Source organism: Saccharothrix violaceirubra (assembly GCF_014203755.1).
GTDB lineage: Bacteria > Actinomycetota > Actinomycetes > Mycobacteriales > Pseudonocardiaceae > Actinosynnema > Actinosynnema violaceirubrum.
Genome location: NZ_JACHJS010000001.1, coordinates 6,731,682 through 6,746,504 on the forward strand (window position 1 = coordinate 6,731,682; position 14,823 = coordinate 6,746,504).

Below are 14,823 nucleotides of genomic sequence, written 5' to 3' on the forward strand. Positions count from 1 at the left end.
CGGGACAGGGTGACACAACTGTGCCCGATCGCCTCCCAGGAGTGTCCGCTACGCGGCGGGCCAGGTACGCCCGGTGACCCCCGTCGGCGCACGTCCGACCAGCTCCGCGAGCCGTTCCAGCCGCCGCCTCCCGTTCACCCGCAAGGCCGGTCCACCGGCTTTCGGTGCCGATAGTGTCGCGGGCAGGCCCGCTGTCGCGAGCGCTTTCCGCAGCGGTTCGTGCGTGTCCGGCGCGTCCGGGTCGAGGCCGAGGACGTACCCGGACTCGACCCACCGGCCGGCGGCGAGCGCCCACAGGCGCAACACGCCGCCGTCCGGCGCGAAGTCGTCCGGCACGACCTTGGTCCCGGACCGGAGCCACTGGCCGGCAAGGCCCGTCAGATCGGTCCGGAACGCGGTCGTGACCTCCGGGTTCCCCTTCTCGGCGCACGTGCCGACGCGGGCCTCGACGCCGCGTTCGGCCATGGCCGACACGAGCGCGGGCCCGCGTCCCGGTTCGTCGAGCGCGACCGACACCCTGGCCGCCCGTCCCCTCGCGAAGCCCAGCGCCCGGCCGGGCCCGCACAACAGGCCCGCCAGGTCACCGACGCGCGGAGCGCGCGCTTCGGCCGAGAAGAAGGACAGTTGCCCCACGGCCTCGCAGCGTAGAACACACGTTCGAGGTCGACCAGTCTCCGACCGGTGGAGATCCGATCACTCGCCCGCAATGGACGCCTTGGCCTCCACACACGCGGGCGTCTGCTCGAACGCCTCCTTGAGACCGGGCAGCTTGTCGACGGTGTCGAGCTGGGTACCCAGCTTGTCCATGTCGCCGTACTGGGTCAGCGTGTCGGCGAGCTTGTCGTTCATCGCCGGGTCGGCGGGGTCCAGCGCCACGATGGCGGGCCGGGCCTTGGCGGCGCCTTCCGCCATGCCGGTCATCGCGTCGATGACGGCCTGGTGCTCGGTGGCCGTCTCGGGGGTGGGCGGGCCGATCGTCTTGAGCTTCGCGGCGGTGTCGTTCAGCAGCGGCGACACGGTGTCGATGTACTTCAGGTGCGCGTCGCGCTTGGCCGCGCCTTCCAGCGTGAACGTGTCCTTGAGGAGCTGGAGCGTGCTCACCATGACCGGCCCGATGCCGGTGCAGAACGCGCCCGCCCACTCGGTGGTCTTCGCGCCGGACGCGGCCGAGGACGCCGAAGACGTGGCAGCGGCCGTCGCGGACGACGTGCCGGCCGCGCTCGACGAGCCCGAACCGGTCGACGCGTTCTGCGAGCAGCCGACCAGGGACAGGGCCGCGACGGCACAGGCCGCGGCGATGCGGAGCTTCATGCGGTATCCCCCCGAATAGATGAAGTCGGGAGCAAGGTACTACGTGGTCGGAGCGGCGGCAGACGGAGACGGTTGCTCCGAACGGCCGACCCGGCGCAGTTTCTGGCACGACTCGGCCTTCTCCGCGGCACCCTTCAACTCCGGCGTCGCGTCGAGTTCGCGCAACGGCACGACGAACTCGTCCATCTTCGCGATCGCGTCGCCCGCGGCCTGCAGACCCCCGGTCGGGTCGCCCGCGTCGGCGGCCTCGATCTTGGTCTTGGCGTCGGCGAACGCGGCGGCGATGTCGGTGAACGTGGTGGCCATCGCCGCGACCTCGCTGTCACCGGCACCCACCGGCGACGGGCCGACCTCGCGCAGCGCGGTCGCGGACTTGGTGAACGCGTCCGCCATCTGGCCCATGTACCGGGCCATGTCCGCCTTGAGCTTCGCGGGGTCGTCGCCGGCCAGCCCCGGCGGCGTCTTGGGCGCGTCCACGAACGCCGACGCGGCCGAGCACACCTTGCCCATGTAGGCCACGGCGGCCGAGTCGTCGGGCTTGGCGGACGTGGACTGCGCGGTGCCCCCGCCACCCCCGGTGCAGGCGGTGAGCACCGCCGCGACGGCGAGCGTGGCGACCAGGCGCGATCTCATGACATCCCTTCCGTTCGACCGACCGGTTCACCCACCAGTGTGCGTCGAACGCACGGCGCGGGTGCCCCGAGGGTGGGCACCCGCGCCGTGACAAGGGGTTTTCTCAGGCCGCGCTGTTGCTCGGCTGCTCGGCGGGCGCGTCGGCGATCGCGGTGCCGCGCCGCTTGGACACGACGACCGCCGCCACGATCACCAGGGTCGCGACGATCGCGATCGAGTAGCGGATCGCGTCGGACGCGTCCACGCCGATCGTGTACGTCACGATGGCCGGCGCGATCAGCACGGAGACCAGGTTCATCACCTTGATCAGCGGGTTGATCGCGGGGCCGGCGGTGTCCTTGAACGGGTCGCCGACCGTGTCGCCGATGACCGTGGCCGCGTGGGCGTCGGAGCCCTTGCCGCCGTGGTTGCCGTCCTCGACGAGCTTCTTGGCGTTGTCCCAGGCACCACCGGAGTTGGCCAGGAACACCGCCATCAGCGTGCCGGTCGCGATGGCGCCCGCGAGGTAGCCCGCGAGCGGGCCGACGCCGAGACCGAAGCCGACCGCGATCGGCGCCAGCACCGCGAGCAGGCCGGGCGTGGCCAGTTCGCGCAACGAGTCCTTGGTGCAGATGTCCACGACGCGGCCGTACTCGGGCTTGACCGACCCGTCCATGATCCCCGGGTTCTCGCGGAACTGGCGGCGCACCTCGAACACGATGGCGCCCGCCGCCCGCGTCACGGCGTTGACCGCCAGACCGGAGAACATGAACACCACGGCCGCGCCGATCACCAGGCCCACCAGCACGTTCGGGCTGGACACGACGTTGCTGAACGAGACCGTGACGGAGTCGAGCGTCTGCCCGGCCTCCTTGACGGCCTTCTCGATCGCGTCGCGGTACGAGCCGAACAACGCGGTCGCCGCGAGCACCGCGGTGGCGATCGCGATGCCCTTGGTGATGGCCTTGGTGGTGTTGCCCACCGCGTCCAGCTCCGTGAGGATCTGCGCGCCCGCGCCGTCCACGTCGCCGGACATCTCGGCGATGCCCTGGGCGTTGTCCGACACCGGGCCGAACGTGTCCATGGCGACGATCACGCCGACCGTGGTCAGCAGGCCGCAGCCGGCCAGCGCCACGGCGAACAGCGCCACGACGACCGAGCCGGACAGCAGGAACGCGCCGTAGACCGCGCCGCCGATGACCAGCGCGGTGTACACCGCCGACTCGAAGCCGACCGAGATGCCCGACAGGATCACCGTGGCCGCACCGGTCAGCGAGGTCTTGCCGACCTCCTTGACCGGCTTGTGCTCGGTGCCGGTGAAGTAGCCGGTCAGCCACAGGATCACACCCGCCAGCACGATGCCGATGATCACCGCGACGGCCGCGACCACCGCCGGGTTGCCCGCCACGCCCTTGATCGAGTCCGGCCCGGTCAGGTTGGCGAACGAGCTGGGCAGGAACACGAGCGCGGCGACCGTGCACAGCACCGCCGAGATCACGGCCGAGATGTAGAACGACCGGTTGATCGCGGTCAGCCCGCCTTCGCCGGGACGGGCCCGGGTCGTGTACACGCCGATCACCGCGGTGATCACGCCGATCGCCGGGACGATCAGGGGGAACAGCAGGCCCTGCGTGCCGAACGCGGCCGTGCCCAGGATCAGCGACGCGACCAGCGTCACGGCGTAGGACTCGAACAGGTCGGCGGCCATGCCCGCGCAGTCGCCGACGTTGTCGCCCACGTTGTCCGCGATGGTCGCGGCGTTGCGCGGGTCGTCCTCGGGAATGTTCTGCTCGACCTTGCCGACCAGGTCGGCGCCGACGTCCGCGGCCTTGGTGAAGATGCCGCCGCCGACACGCATGAACATGGCGAGCAGGGCCGCGCCGAAACCGAAGCCCTCCAACACCTTGGGTGCCTGACCCGCGTACACCAGGACGACCAGCGCGGCACCGAACAGGCCCAGGCCGACCGTCACCATGCCCACCACGCCGCCGGTGCGGAAGGCGACGCGCATGGCCTTCTCCCGACCGCCGGCCTCCTTGGCCGCGGCGGCGACGCGGACGTTCGCCCGCGTGGACAGCCACATGCCGAGGTAGCCGATCGTCGCGGAGAACACCGCGCCGACGACGAAGAACAGCGACCGGCCGATCCGCTCGCCCGCGTCCTCGGCGGGCAGCGCGAACAGCAGCGCGAACACGACCACCACGAAGATGCCGAGCGTGCGGAACTGCCGGTTGAGGTAGGCCGCTGCGCCCTCCTGTACCGCCTTGGCGATGTCCTGCATCTTCGGGGTGCCCTGGCCCGCGGCCAGCACCTCCCGCAGCAGTACATACCCGACGGCGAGGGCAGCCAGGGCGACCACGGCGACCACGGCGACCACGCCGCGATCACCTCCGGAGAGCTGTAGGCCCTCCGCGAGGAAATGCCGGGACATCCGTCCTCCTGGTGAGTATCCAAGCCCAAGGCGAGGAGCACCGCGCACTACAGCATCATGGCCGGCAAACTCACGCGAATGTCGGCCGCGACACAACGTGATGCACCCCTCATTGGATGCGATAGCGGCGGAGTCTATTCATAGCGCGCAAGTGATCAACAGTCTGTCCCGAACCAGGCACCGTCTGTTATCGGCGCTGGAAGAAACCAGCGTGCCGGCATGGTGTGCGAAGCTGCGGGCGTGGGGAACGAGGGACGCCGGCTCCTGCGCCGGGTGCTCGCCGGTGTCCCGGTGGGCGAATCGCCGCTGACGCACACCGCCGACCTGCCCCGCCGGGACGCCCGGACGGCCCACTGGCCGACGTGGGCGCCGGCGGATCTGGTAAAGGAGCTGACTTCGCGCGGCGTGGAGCGGCCGTGGCGGCACCAGGTCGAGGCCGCCGAATTCGCCCGCTCGGGACGACATGTGGTGATCGCCACAGGAACGGCTTCGGGCAAGTCCCTTGCCTACCAACTGCCGGTGCTCGGCGCGCTGGTCGACGACCCGAAGTCCACGGCGTTGTACCTGTCCCCCACGAAGGCGTTGGGCGCCGACCAACGGCGTTCCGTCGAGTCGTTGTCGTTACCGGATGTAAGGGCCGCGACGTACGACGGCGACACGCCGATCGCGGAACGGGATTGGGTGCGGGCGCACGCCAACTGGGTGTTCACCAATCCCGACATGCTGCACCGGGGCATGCTGCCCCACCACACGCGGTGGATCAGGTTCTTCCGGCGGCTGCGGTACGTGGTGGTCGACGAGTGCCACGCGTACCGGGGCGTGTTCGGGTCGCACGTGGCGTTGCTGCTGCGGCGACTGCGGCGCGTGGCCCGCAGGTACGGGGCCGACCCGGTGTTCGTGCTGGCTTCGGCGACCGTGGCCGATCCGGGGACGTCCGCGCGGCGACTGGTCGGCGTGCCGTGCGAGGCCGTGACGGAGGACGGGTCGCCGCGTGCGGCGCGGACGGTGGCGCTGTGGGAACCGCCGCTGCTGGAGGACCTGGAGGGCGAGAACGGCGTGCCCGTGCGGCGTTCGGCCGGTGCGGAGACGGCGCGCATCCTGGCGGACCTCGTCGTGGAGGGCGCGCGGTCGTTGGCGTTCGTGCGGTCGCGGGTCGGTGCGGAACTGGCGGCCCTGGGTGCGCGGCGGGTGCTGGCCGACGTCGACCCGGGCCTGGCCGAACGGGTCGCGGCCTACCGGGGCGGGTACCTGCCGGAGGAGCGGCGGGCGTTGGAGCGCGGGCTGTCCTCCGGCGCGTTGTTGGGCGTGGCGACGACCAACGCGTTGGAGCTGGGCGTGGACATCGCGGGCCTGGACGCCGTGGTGGTGGCGGGTTTTCCCGGGACGCTGGCGTCGTTCTGGCAGCAGGCCGGGCGGGCGGGGCGGGGCGGCGAGGACGAGGCGCTGGTCGTGTTCGTGGCCCGGGACGACCCGTTGGACACCTACCTCGTGCACAACCCGGCGGCGATGCTGGAGAAGCCGGTCGAGGCGACGGTGCTCGACCCGGCGAACCCGTACGTGCTCGAGCCGCACCTGGCGTGCGCGGCGGCCGAACTGCCGCTGGGGGAAGAGGACCTGGCCGACTTCGGCCCGGCGGCCCGGGGCGTGCTGGACGACCTCGTGGCCCGGAAGGTGCTGCGTCGCCGACCGCAGGGCTGGTACTGGACGGCGCGCGAACGCCCGCACGGCGAGGTCGACATCCGCGGGACGGGCGGCGAGCCGGTGATCGTCGTGGAGGGCGACTCGGGTCGGATGCTCGGCACGGTCGACCGGGGGTCGGCGTTCCGCACGGTGCACGAAGGCGCGGTGTACCTGCACCAGGGCGAGTCGTACGTGGTCGACCGGTTGGACGTGGCGGACGGGATCGCGTTCGTGCACGCCGCCCGGCCGGACTGGACGACGACGGCGCGCGACGTCAAGGACATCACGGTCGTGCGGACGCTGGAACAGCGCGTGCACGGCGGCGTGACGGTGTCGTCGGGCGAGGTCGAGGTGACCTCGCAGGTGGTCGGCTACCTGCGCAAGCTGCCGTCCGGCCAGGTGGTCGACTCGGTGGCGCTGGACCTGCCGGCGGACACGCTGGTGACGCGCGCGGTCTGGTACACGATCACGCCGGACCTGCTCGCGTCGCTGGGGCCGATCCGGATACCCGGTGCGTTGCACGCGGCCGAGCACGCGGCGATCGGCCTGCTGCCGCTGTTCGCCACGTGCGACCGGTGGGACATCGGTGGCGTGTCGACGGCCCTGCACCCCGACACGGGCGAGCCGACGGTGTTCGTGCACGACGGCCACCCCGGCGGCGCGGGCTTCGCGGATCGTGGGTACGACGCCTTGGTGCCGTGGTTGCGGGCGACGCGGGAGGCGATCGCGTCGTGCGCCTGCCCGGCGGGCTGCCCGTCGTGCGTGCAGTCGCCGAAGTGCGGCAACGGCAACGACCCCTTGGACAAGGCCGGTGCCCTGACGGTCCTGGACGCCGTCCTCGCCGCCGTCCGCTGACCACGGCAGCCGATCGCAACACCCCTGATCACGACGACGGATTCGCGCCCCAGCGGATCAGGACACCACCGCGGGATCCGGCCGACGACGACCGCCGTCGACGGCCACTCCCGATGACCGCTGCCGACGACCGCTGCCGACGACCGCGGAACCCGCCGGCGGCACGGCGATCCCGCTGCCACCCAGGTCGTTCCGACGCTGCCCGGCGAGCGGCCTGCCCACCGGGCGCGATCCCGGACCGGCCCGTCGGGCGGCATTTCGTTCCCGCCCTTCGACATCTCCACCCGGCCTGCCGGCGGCACGCCCTCAGCTTGCGTGCCGCCGGCTCGTGGCCTCGTCTTCCCTCGCCCGAAACGGCCTGGCACAGCCAAGATCCGGGCGGGGTCCATGCGGTACCTCCCGTCGCCGGGTCGTGCCGCGTGGTTCGGTGTCGGGGTCGGCGACCCCGGTGGTCGGGCGGTGCGGGTCAGGCGGTCTCGGGGTCAGGCGGTCTCGGCGGTGAGCAGCGACTCGTAGGAGTCGGTCGCGTGGGCGGCCTCGTGGAGGGCGTCGCGGACGATCGTCGCGTCGGGTAGCTGCCACCCGCAGATCTGGGGCTTGACCCGCCAGTGGACGACACCGTGCCGGACCGGGGTCGGCGGGAGGACGATGAACTCGCCCTTGCCGTGGTAGGTCACCCGGTCGTCGGACGGCCACGGCGAGCCCGTGGCGACCAGGAACGTCCAGCGGCCTTCCGGGGTCGCGAGGATCGGTACCGGGAAGCCCGCCGCGCGCAGCGCCACCGCGGCCTTGCGGCCGAGGTCGGTGTCGACCTCGACGGCGTCCACGCCGTGACCGGTGGCCAGCAGGATGCTGTAGGAGTGGCCCGCCCACCAGGCGGCCACCTGGTCGGCCTGGGTGCCGACGCGTTCCTGCCAGTCGTCGTGCACCGGGGTCGGACCGGTCGACTCGACGCCGTCGCGCCCGGCCCAACCGTCGCCCGCCGGATAGGTGCCCGGCAGCACAGGCCATCCGTGCCACGCGAGGCTGACCGCCTCCGCGCGCAGCTCGATGCGGAAGGCCCCGCGCCAGCTATCCGACCACTCCATTGTGTGTCGCCTCCTCGTACGGGCGGCACCGCCTCGGTGCCGCCATTCGAATCAACCCCATGACCGGGAGTTCCGGTAACCCGGCAGTCGACAACTGGTAGGAACGGCACGGCGAATGCCGCCCGATCGGGCGGGGGGCAGAACGCCGCCGTTCCCCTACTCCGGCCGCTCGACCCCCAAGAGCCCCACTGTGAGTCCGCTCACCGTCGGCAAACGACCGTTCGTCGCGGAACGCAGAGGTCACGGCCCCTGGACCGGTCCCGCCGCGGCCCGCGCTCGCGGCGTGCCGAACACCGTGGACCGACCGGCGATCTCGACGACCACCTCCTCCCCGTCCACCGAACAGTCCTCGACACGCCCACCCATCCGGTGGGCCACGCGTTCCGCTCTCGCACAGGGCGACGCCCCGAGGATCACCCCGTTGGCCGCCGCGAGCGCGCCGAGATCCGCGACTCCCTCCAAGCGGTGACGCTCGACGAGCGCCGCGCCGTACTGGCAGGCGAGCGCGGTCACGGTGACGAGCACCCCCGCCACCCCGACCGCGACCAGCGACACCGATCCCCGGTCGTCACGCAACGTCGGGCTCCATCAGCGCGAAGGCCGTGCCGGCCACCTGGACGAGGGAAGCCTCGACAGTCACCCGGACGGTGATCTCGTCACCCGAGGTTCGTACCTCGAACCGGGCGCCGGGCGGCGCCGCGCGGGCCACCACCTCGCCGGCCCGCGCCGCCTCGCCCCGCGACACCAGCCGGGCGACCTCGACCGCGGCGTCGGTGCACCGGATCTGCGCGACCGTCGCCATGACCGCCTGCACGCACAGCGCCAGCACGACGACCAACCCGGAGACACCGAGCGCGGCCTCGACCGTGACCATGCCCCGGTCGTCGCCCCGTCGCAGCCCTCTGGAAGGCAGTCCTCCGGAAGGCAGTCCTCCGGAAGGCGGTGGACCGGACTGGCAGTCCCGGTCGTCGCCCCGCCGCGGTCGTCCGGAAGGCGGTCGACCCGGCCAACCGGCCAGGCCGTCCCGGTCGCCTCTCATGTGACCGTGCTGAAGGCTTCTTGCAGCAACGCCCGCAGCAGGCCGCCGATCCAGTCGCCACCGAGCAGCGCGAACAGCACGCCCCCAAGGGCCGCCGCGGCGAGCGTGCCCACCGCGTACTCGGCGGTCGTCATTCCCCTGTCGTCCATCTCTTCACCCTTTCGTCCACAGTGGACATTCGGTCACCAATGGGTCGCGACGTCCCGCGCGAGGCCGATCACGACGGGCGCGACGCCCAGGCACAGGAACGCGGGCAGGAAGCACAGCGCCAGCGGCCCGGCCACCAGCACCGCGGCCCGTTGCGCACGGGCCTCGGACCGGTTGTCGGCCTCGACCCGGGCGGTGCCGGCCAGGTCTTTCACCGCCGAGGCGAGCGCGGCACCTGACCGCGCCGACCGCCGCGCCGCCCTGGCCAACGACGCCGTCGCCGGGTCGGCCAGGGCCGGCGCCCAGGCTTCGACCGGGTCCGCGCCGAACCCGAGCAGGTCGGCCACCCGCCGCAGCGGCTCGGCCGGCGCCGGCGGGACACCGGGCAGGACGGCGCGGACCGCCGTCGCGACCGGCAGGCCCGCCGTCAGCACGGCGGCCAGCAGGTCCCAGGTGGCGGGCAACGCGAGCGGGTCCGGTGGCCCGGCGCCGCCCCGGACCCGACGCGCACGTGGCGCTCGAAGCCGGTCGATCACCGGTCGACGCGGGTAGCACGCGAGCGCCAGCGCGAACAGCAGGAAGATCACGCGACCACCTGCCGGGTGAGCCGCGCACTCCACCGCAACCCGGCACACACCAGCACCGCGCCGAGGACGAGCAGCACCTGGCCCACGACCGTGGTGCGCAGTACCTCGGTCGGTCCGGCGCCTACCGCCTCGCCGAGGAGGACGCCGAACACGGGCATCCCGGCCAGCACCGCCGCGCTCGCCCTCGGTCCGGCGAGGCGTGCGGCCACCTGCCCGGCGAACGCCACTCGGCGGTCGAGGTCCCGACGCACCTCCGCCAGGACGTCCGCGAGCGGGACGCCGTGTTCGGCCGACAACCGCCATGCCCGCGCGAGCTGGTGCGCCTCGGGGAAGTCCCGCAACGCGGTCGCCACGTCGCCGCCGCGTGCGGCCGTGGTGGCGATCGTGCGTAAGACCTCGGAAGCGGGCGGCTCCGCGTCCTCGGCCGCGCCCGACGCGGCGGGTGCCGGATGGGCACCGGCTTTCAGTTCGGCGACGAACCCGGCCAACCCGGCGGCCAGCGCTGTGGTGGCTTTCAAGCGCTCGCGGTGGGTTGCGCGCTCGTGGTGGTCGTGCCAGAGGGTGCGGGCGACCACGGCGGCGGCGATGGCACCGCCTGCTCCGGCGAGGAGGCCGAACAGGGCGCTGCCCAGTACGACGGTTCCCTGATTCGGTTTGGGCAGGGTGGGTTTTCGTCGTGGAGTCCACCTCAGGCGGTGGGCTGCCGACGGAGGGAAGAGCAGGAACGCCAGCGACAGCAACAAGAAGCTCATGGTTCACGTCCGGGGGGTGAGTGGCCGAGCGGCAGGGGTGAGGAGGCGATCAATGTGTGCGGGAAGAGGTGATCAATGTCTGTAGGTGGTGGGAGGCGGCTTGGTGCCAGCCGTCGGTGTGGGTCCAGGCGGGGGTGATGCGGGTGCTGTTGTTTTCGAGCACGCCTATGGCTGCCAGGTGGCGCCTGCCGTCGGCGGAGCGGTGCATGTGCAGGACGACCTTCACCGCTGCGGCGAGTTGGGCGTGCAGGGCTGTGCGGTCCAAGCCGCCCAAGGCGGCCAAGGCTTCCAGCCTCGCGGGGACCTCGGTCGGGGAATTGGCGTGCAGAGTGCCAGCGCCGCCGTCGTGGCCTGTGTTGAGGCAGGCGAGCAGGTCCACGACCTCGGGGCCTCTCACCTCGCCGACCACTATTCGGTCGGGGCGCATGCGCAGGGCTTGGCGGACCAGGTCGCGGGTGGTCACCTCGCCCGCGCCTTCCACGTTGGGTGTGCGGGAGAGGAGGTGGACCACCTGGGGGTGGGTGGGTTGGAGTTCGCCTGCGTCTTCCACGCAGACGATTCGTTGGTCGTGGGGTACGCGGCCGAGCAAGGCCGCGAGCAACGTTGTCTTGCCTGAGCCGGTGCCGCCGGTCACCAGGAAAGCGGCTCGGGCCAGGACGATCCTGTGTAGTACCTCAGCGATTTCGTCGTCGAAGGTGCCTCGGTCGCACAGGGTGTCGAGGGTGTGGGCGGCGGGACGTAGTACGCGCAGTGACAGGCAGGTCGAAGGCGCGATGGGCGGTAGGACGGCGTGCAGGCGGACCGAGCCCGACAGGCGGCCGTCCACGTAAGGGACTGCTTCGTCGAGTCGGCGGCCGGCTGCGATCGCGAGGCGTTGTGCCAGGCGGCGGACGGCTGCCTCGTCGGGGAAGCGGATCGGGGTTCGGCGTAGGCCGTTGCCGTCGTCCACCCAGACCTGGTCCGGGGCTGTCACCAGGACGTCGGTCGTGTCGGGGGCGTGGAGCAGTGGTTCGAGAGGGCCTGCGCCTGTGAACTCCTGACGTAGCACGGTGAGGGCGTTGAGCATGTCCTCGTCGCCCAGGACGCCGCCGGACTCGCCGCGCACGGCGGCTGCCACCGATGCGGAGGTCAGGTCGGACCGGGTGTCGGCCAGGCGGCGGCGGACGCGTTCGACCAGGTCTGTCATCGGATGTCCACAGAGGACTTTTTGGTGATCATTGTTGCTCCGGGGGGTCGGATTCCGCGGACGGTTGTGCGGTTGGTTTCCGTAGGTGGTTTTCGCGGACGGTTTCCGCGGTTGGGGACCAGGTCGGGGGGTTCCAGGTCGGGATGGGCCTTGGGGGTACGGCAGCGCGGCAGGCAGGGCAGAAGGACAGGTCGGGCGGGGTCGGGCATTGGCAGACGGCGGGTGGCCAGGTCATGTCGGTGTGCGGGGTGTTGCCGGTGGGGCGGGCGGGGGCGGGCGGGAGGCCGTCCGGGGTGTGGCGTTCGGCTTTCAAGGGGGTGACGGGAGGGACGGGAGTGCTTTCGGACATGGTTCGACCCTTTCTGGAATTCCTTGCCGGGCAAGAGTTTCTGGTTTGAGCTTTTGCGGCTTGGAAAGTGCCGCTTGTTGTCGGGGTCGGGTTTTCGAGCCTTCAAGCGTCGCTCGCCGCCGGGCAGGCCGCAAAGAGGTTCCGTCCCTCTCCGTATGGCCTGGTTCGTGTGGGGAGGTAAGGAATTGCGGGTTGAGGTGGGTGGGTGTCGAGTTCGGGTGTTCGGGTCAGAGGGGTGTCAGCAGGGCGGTCAGGGTCAGGCGGGCGGCTTTTGACAGGGGGCCTCGGGGGCGATGGGGGAAGTGGCCCTGGTCCAGGGATTCGGGTAGGTGGCGTTCCGGGCGCATGGTGGTCAGCAAGGGAACGCCTACGGCTTCTGCTACGTGGTGAGGGGTCAGGCCGGAGGGTGCCGGGCCTCGTACGACTGTGCGGATCCGGGCCTGGGGGTGGCGGGTTCGGATGTGGGTTGCCAGTTGGCGCGCGGCTGCGCAGGCGCGGATTTCGGCCGGTACCAACAGGATCACCAGGTCGGCGCGGTCCAGGACGGCGGTCGACGGGGGTGTGGGGTGGCGGGGGACGTCGCAGACCACGGTGTCGCCGGCGCGGGTGCCGGCGTCGACCACGGCGCCTACGGCGGTGGCGGTGAGGGTCGGGGTGCCCTCGCGGGCGCAGGACAGCACCGTCAGGCTGCCGGTGCCGGCCGTGCGGCGTGGTAGTGCTGCGCGTAGTGCGGTTGCGCGCACCCGTCCACCGGTCACCCGGACTTCCGGCCAGCGCAGGCCGCTCTCCCCCTCGGCGCCCAGCGTCAGGTCCAGGCCGCCGCCGAACGGGTCGCAGTCGACCAGCAGACCGGTGCCCCCGGACGACAGGACCTCCTGGGCGACGGCTGCCGCGAACACCGAAGCGCCCGCGCCGCCACGGCCGCCCAGCACCGCCAATACCCGGCCGCGCACCGGAGAGGGGTTGTCGGCGGCGTCTGCGAGCAGGGCGTGCAGTTCGTCGGTGTCGGACGGGAGGTCGACGAGTTGTACGCCCAGGCGCAAGGCGGCGGTCGGGGTGGGCGGCGGGCCGTTCGCCACCAGGAGGACGTCGGACCGGTGTGCGAAGCCTTCCCCCGCGCACGCTTCCACGGCGTCGGTGTCGAGCAGGACCAGGGGGGCGGTGCGCCAGCGGGCGCGCAGTTCGGTCACGTCGGCGACGCGGTCGAGGTCGCACCCCACCGCCGCCGCGAGCCGCAGGACCTCGTCCGTCGTCGCGGACTCCGCCATCAGGACCACCGGTCGTTCCACTGCCGCCTCCTCTTCGGGTTCGCTCTGGAACCACGGTGGAGGGGGGTGGAGGAGGAGTCCAGTGGGGGTCCGGAAACTGTGGACAAGTCGGACCCCGGTCGTCCGCCTGTGGACAACTCCCGGCGACAAGCGGTCTACCAGGGAGAACAGTGTCCGGACATGGGACGACCCCCGCCAGGGGGGAGGGACGGGGGTCGTCAACGGTTCAGTCCCGGGGGGTCGGACTGAACCCGTCCGGTCGAGCCGGACCTGTCTACTGTATCCCCACGGGGAAGGGTCATGCGTGTCTTCCGTTAGAGGGACACGAAAAATTCGGTAGACCGCATCACCCTTGGTTCGTAAATCTGCGAACCAGATGAGCCGATCGGCCGTCTCCTAAGCTGGTGCACGTGACCGAGCACGCCACCCACGGCAGCCGTGTCGCCGCGTTCTTCGACCTGGACAAGACAGTCATCGCCAAGTCGAGCACGCTGGCGTTCAGCCGGCCGTTCTTCCAAGAGGGCCTGATCAACCGGCGTGCGGTGCTCAAAAGCGCCTACGCGCAGTTCGTGTTCATGCTCGCCGGCGCCGACGCCGACCAGATGGACCGGATGCGTTCGCACATCACCGCGCTGTGCGCGGGCTGGGACGTCGAACAAGTTCGCTCGATCGTGGACGAGACACTCCACGACATCGTCGATCCGCTGGTCTACAAGGAGGCCACCCAACTCATCACCGACCACCGGACCGAGGGCCACGACGTGGTCGTCGTGTCCGCGTCCGGCGAGGAGCTGGTGGCCCCGATCTCGACCATGGTCGGCGCGACCCGCAGCGTCGGCACGCGCATGGTCGTCACCGACGGCCGCTACTCGGGCGACGTCGACTTCTACTGCGCCGGCGAGAACAAGGCCGTCGCGGTCAAGCGGCTCGCCGAGGAGTACGGCTACGACCTGACCCGCTGCTTCGCCTACTCCGACTCGATCACGGACCTGCCGCTGCTGGAGGCCGTCGGCCACCCGACCGCCGTCAACCCGGACCGGGCGTTGCGCCGGGTCGCCCTGCAACGCGGCTGGCCGACGCTCACGTTCTCCGACCCGGTGTCGTTGCGCGCACGCATCCCACGCCCGTCCGGCACGGCCGTCGCCGTCACCGCGATCGGGCTCGGCGCGGCCACGGCCGCAGGCGTGGCGTGGTACGGGTTGCGCCGGAAGAGGCGCGGCTGATTCACCCCAGGGAGGGCTCGGACAGCGGTACGGCGCGAAGAAAACGCTGTCACAGCAGGAGAATCACTACACAGGGTCGCTTGACCGGTGCACACCATCGAGCCCTTGATGTGACGGCCACCACGCACTACAAATGGAGATGCGGACCTTCGGTCGGCCAGGGACAGAGCGGAAGAGAAGCGCTGTCCACCCCGGCAAAGCTCCGTGCGCGGACTTCGAGTACCCACGCGCAGCACGCCGCGGGAGGCTTGTCGTCCAGGGCCTGCGTACCGGGACGCCGGACGCCGAGGCCAGA

Annotated in this window: 14 protein-coding genes; 2 read left to right on the forward strand and 12 right to left on the reverse strand. The window is 71.6% G+C overall.

Annotated features, from left to right (window positions below; genetic code table 11):
* Positions 1–48: 48 nt before the first annotated feature.
* From F4559_RS31065 to F4559_RS31080, 4 genes are all read right to left on the reverse strand, one after another.
* Positions 49–633 (reverse strand): hypothetical protein, encoded by a 585-nt coding sequence (locus tag F4559_RS31065; protein ID WP_184674647.1) that lies wholly within the window; start codon positions 631–633, stop codon positions 49–51.
* A 60-nt stretch (positions 634–693) separates the two neighbouring features.
* Positions 694–1,311, reverse strand: coding sequence for a hypothetical protein (locus F4559_RS31070; protein WP_184674648.1), 618 nt, complete (start codon positions 1,309–1,311; stop codon positions 694–696).
* A gap of 39 nt (positions 1,312–1,350) precedes the next feature.
* Positions 1,351–1,944, reverse strand: a complete 594-nt coding sequence (locus F4559_RS31075) for a hypothetical protein (protein WP_184674649.1) — start codon at positions 1,942–1,944, stop codon at positions 1,351–1,353.
* A 103-nt stretch (positions 1,945–2,047) separates the two neighbouring features.
* Positions 2,048–4,354: a sodium-translocating pyrophosphatase gene (locus tag F4559_RS31080; protein WP_184674650.1), complete on the reverse strand. Its 2,307-nt coding sequence runs from the start codon at positions 4,352–4,354 to the stop codon at positions 2,048–2,050.
* Positions 4,355–4,594: 240 nt separating this feature from the next.
* Here F4559_RS31080 and sftH point away from each other — a divergent pair, with 240 nt between their 5' ends.
* A complete protein-coding gene (sftH, locus tag F4559_RS31085) occupies positions 4,595–6,889 on the forward strand; it encodes a DNA 3'-5' helicase SftH (protein ID WP_376774685.1) in 2,295 nt (764 codons plus the stop codon).
* A gap of 482 nt (positions 6,890–7,371) precedes the next feature.
* Here the strand turns inward: sftH and F4559_RS31090 are convergent, their stop codons facing one another.
* From F4559_RS31090 to ssd, 8 genes are all read right to left on the reverse strand, one after another.
* Positions 7,372–7,977, reverse strand: coding sequence for a bifunctional DNA primase/polymerase (locus tag F4559_RS31090; RefSeq protein WP_184674652.1), 606 nt, complete (start codon positions 7,975–7,977; stop codon positions 7,372–7,374).
* Between the two features lie 240 nt (positions 7,978–8,217).
* Positions 8,218–8,553, reverse strand: a complete 336-nt coding sequence (locus F4559_RS31095) for an Rv3654c family TadE-like protein (protein ID WP_221447434.1) — start codon at positions 8,551–8,553, stop codon at positions 8,218–8,220.
* A complete protein-coding gene (locus F4559_RS31100; protein ID WP_184674653.1) occupies positions 8,546–8,851 on the reverse strand; it encodes a TadE family type IV pilus minor pilin in 306 nt (101 codons plus the stop codon). Before F4559_RS31100 ends, F4559_RS31095 begins: the two co-directional genes overlap by 8 nt.
* Positions 8,852–9,012: 161 nt before the next feature.
* Positions 9,013–9,165: a DUF4244 domain-containing protein gene (locus tag F4559_RS31105; protein WP_184674654.1), complete on the reverse strand. Its 153-nt coding sequence runs from the start codon at positions 9,163–9,165 to the stop codon at positions 9,013–9,015.
* A gap of 33 nt (positions 9,166–9,198) precedes the next feature.
* Entirely contained in the window at positions 9,199–9,750 is a 552-nt protein-coding gene (locus F4559_RS35680) for a type II secretion system F family protein (protein ID WP_312865909.1), read from the reverse strand.
* Positions 9,747–10,502, reverse strand: coding sequence for a type II secretion system F family protein (locus tag F4559_RS35685; RefSeq protein WP_246445371.1), 756 nt, complete (start codon positions 10,500–10,502; stop codon positions 9,747–9,749). Before F4559_RS35685 ends, F4559_RS35680 begins: the two co-directional genes overlap by 4 nt.
* A 49-nt stretch (positions 10,503–10,551) precedes the next feature.
* Positions 10,552–11,688, reverse strand: coding sequence for a TadA family conjugal transfer-associated ATPase (locus F4559_RS31115; RefSeq protein WP_184674656.1), 1,137 nt, complete (start codon positions 11,686–11,688; stop codon positions 10,552–10,554).
* Positions 11,689–12,264: 576 nt separating this feature from the next.
* The gene (gene ssd / locus F4559_RS31120) at positions 12,265–13,326 is read right to left on the reverse strand and encodes a septum site-determining protein Ssd (RefSeq protein WP_312865910.1); all 1,062 of its coding nucleotides are present in this window, start codon (positions 13,324–13,326) and stop codon (positions 12,265–12,267) included.
* 389 nt (positions 13,327–13,715) lie between these two features.
* Between ssd and F4559_RS31125 the strand changes: the two genes are divergently transcribed.
* Positions 13,716–14,528, forward strand: a complete 813-nt coding sequence (locus F4559_RS31125) for an HAD-IB family hydrolase (RefSeq protein ID WP_184674657.1) — start codon at positions 13,716–13,718, stop codon at positions 14,526–14,528.
* Positions 14,529–14,823 lie beyond the last annotated feature (295 nt).

What these genes read in the sequence shown, in the direction of transcription:
- F4559_RS31070 (WP_184674648.1), bottom strand. Translation starts at nt 1,311, where the DNA reads ATGAAGCTCCGCATCGCCGCGGCCTGTGCCGTCGCGGCCCTGTCCCTG.
- F4559_RS31075 (WP_184674649.1), bottom strand. Translation starts at nt 1,944, where the DNA reads ATGAGATCGCGCCTGGTCGCCACGCTCGCCGTCGCGGCGGTGCTCACC.
- F4559_RS31080 (WP_184674650.1), bottom strand. Translation starts at nt 4,354, where the DNA reads ATGTCCCGGCATTTCCTCGCGGAGGGCCTACAGCTCTCCGGAGGTGAT.
- F4559_RS31090 (WP_184674652.1), bottom strand. Translation starts at nt 7,977, where the DNA reads ATGGAGTGGTCGGATAGCTGGCGCGGGGCCTTCCGCATCGAGCTGCGC.
- F4559_RS31100 (WP_184674653.1), bottom strand. Translation starts at nt 8,851, where the DNA reads ATGGTCACGGTCGAGGCCGCGCTCGGTGTCTCCGGGTTGGTCGTCGTG.
- F4559_RS31105 (WP_184674654.1), bottom strand. Translation starts at nt 9,165, where the DNA reads ATGGACGACAGGGGAATGACGACCGCCGAGTACGCGGTGGGCACGCTC.
- F4559_RS35685 (WP_246445371.1), bottom strand. Translation starts at nt 10,502, where the DNA reads ATGAGCTTCTTGTTGCTGTCGCTGGCGTTCCTGCTCTTCCCTCCGTCG.
- F4559_RS31115 (WP_184674656.1), bottom strand. Translation starts at nt 11,688, where the DNA reads ATGACAGACCTGGTCGAACGCGTCCGCCGCCGCCTGGCCGACACCCGG.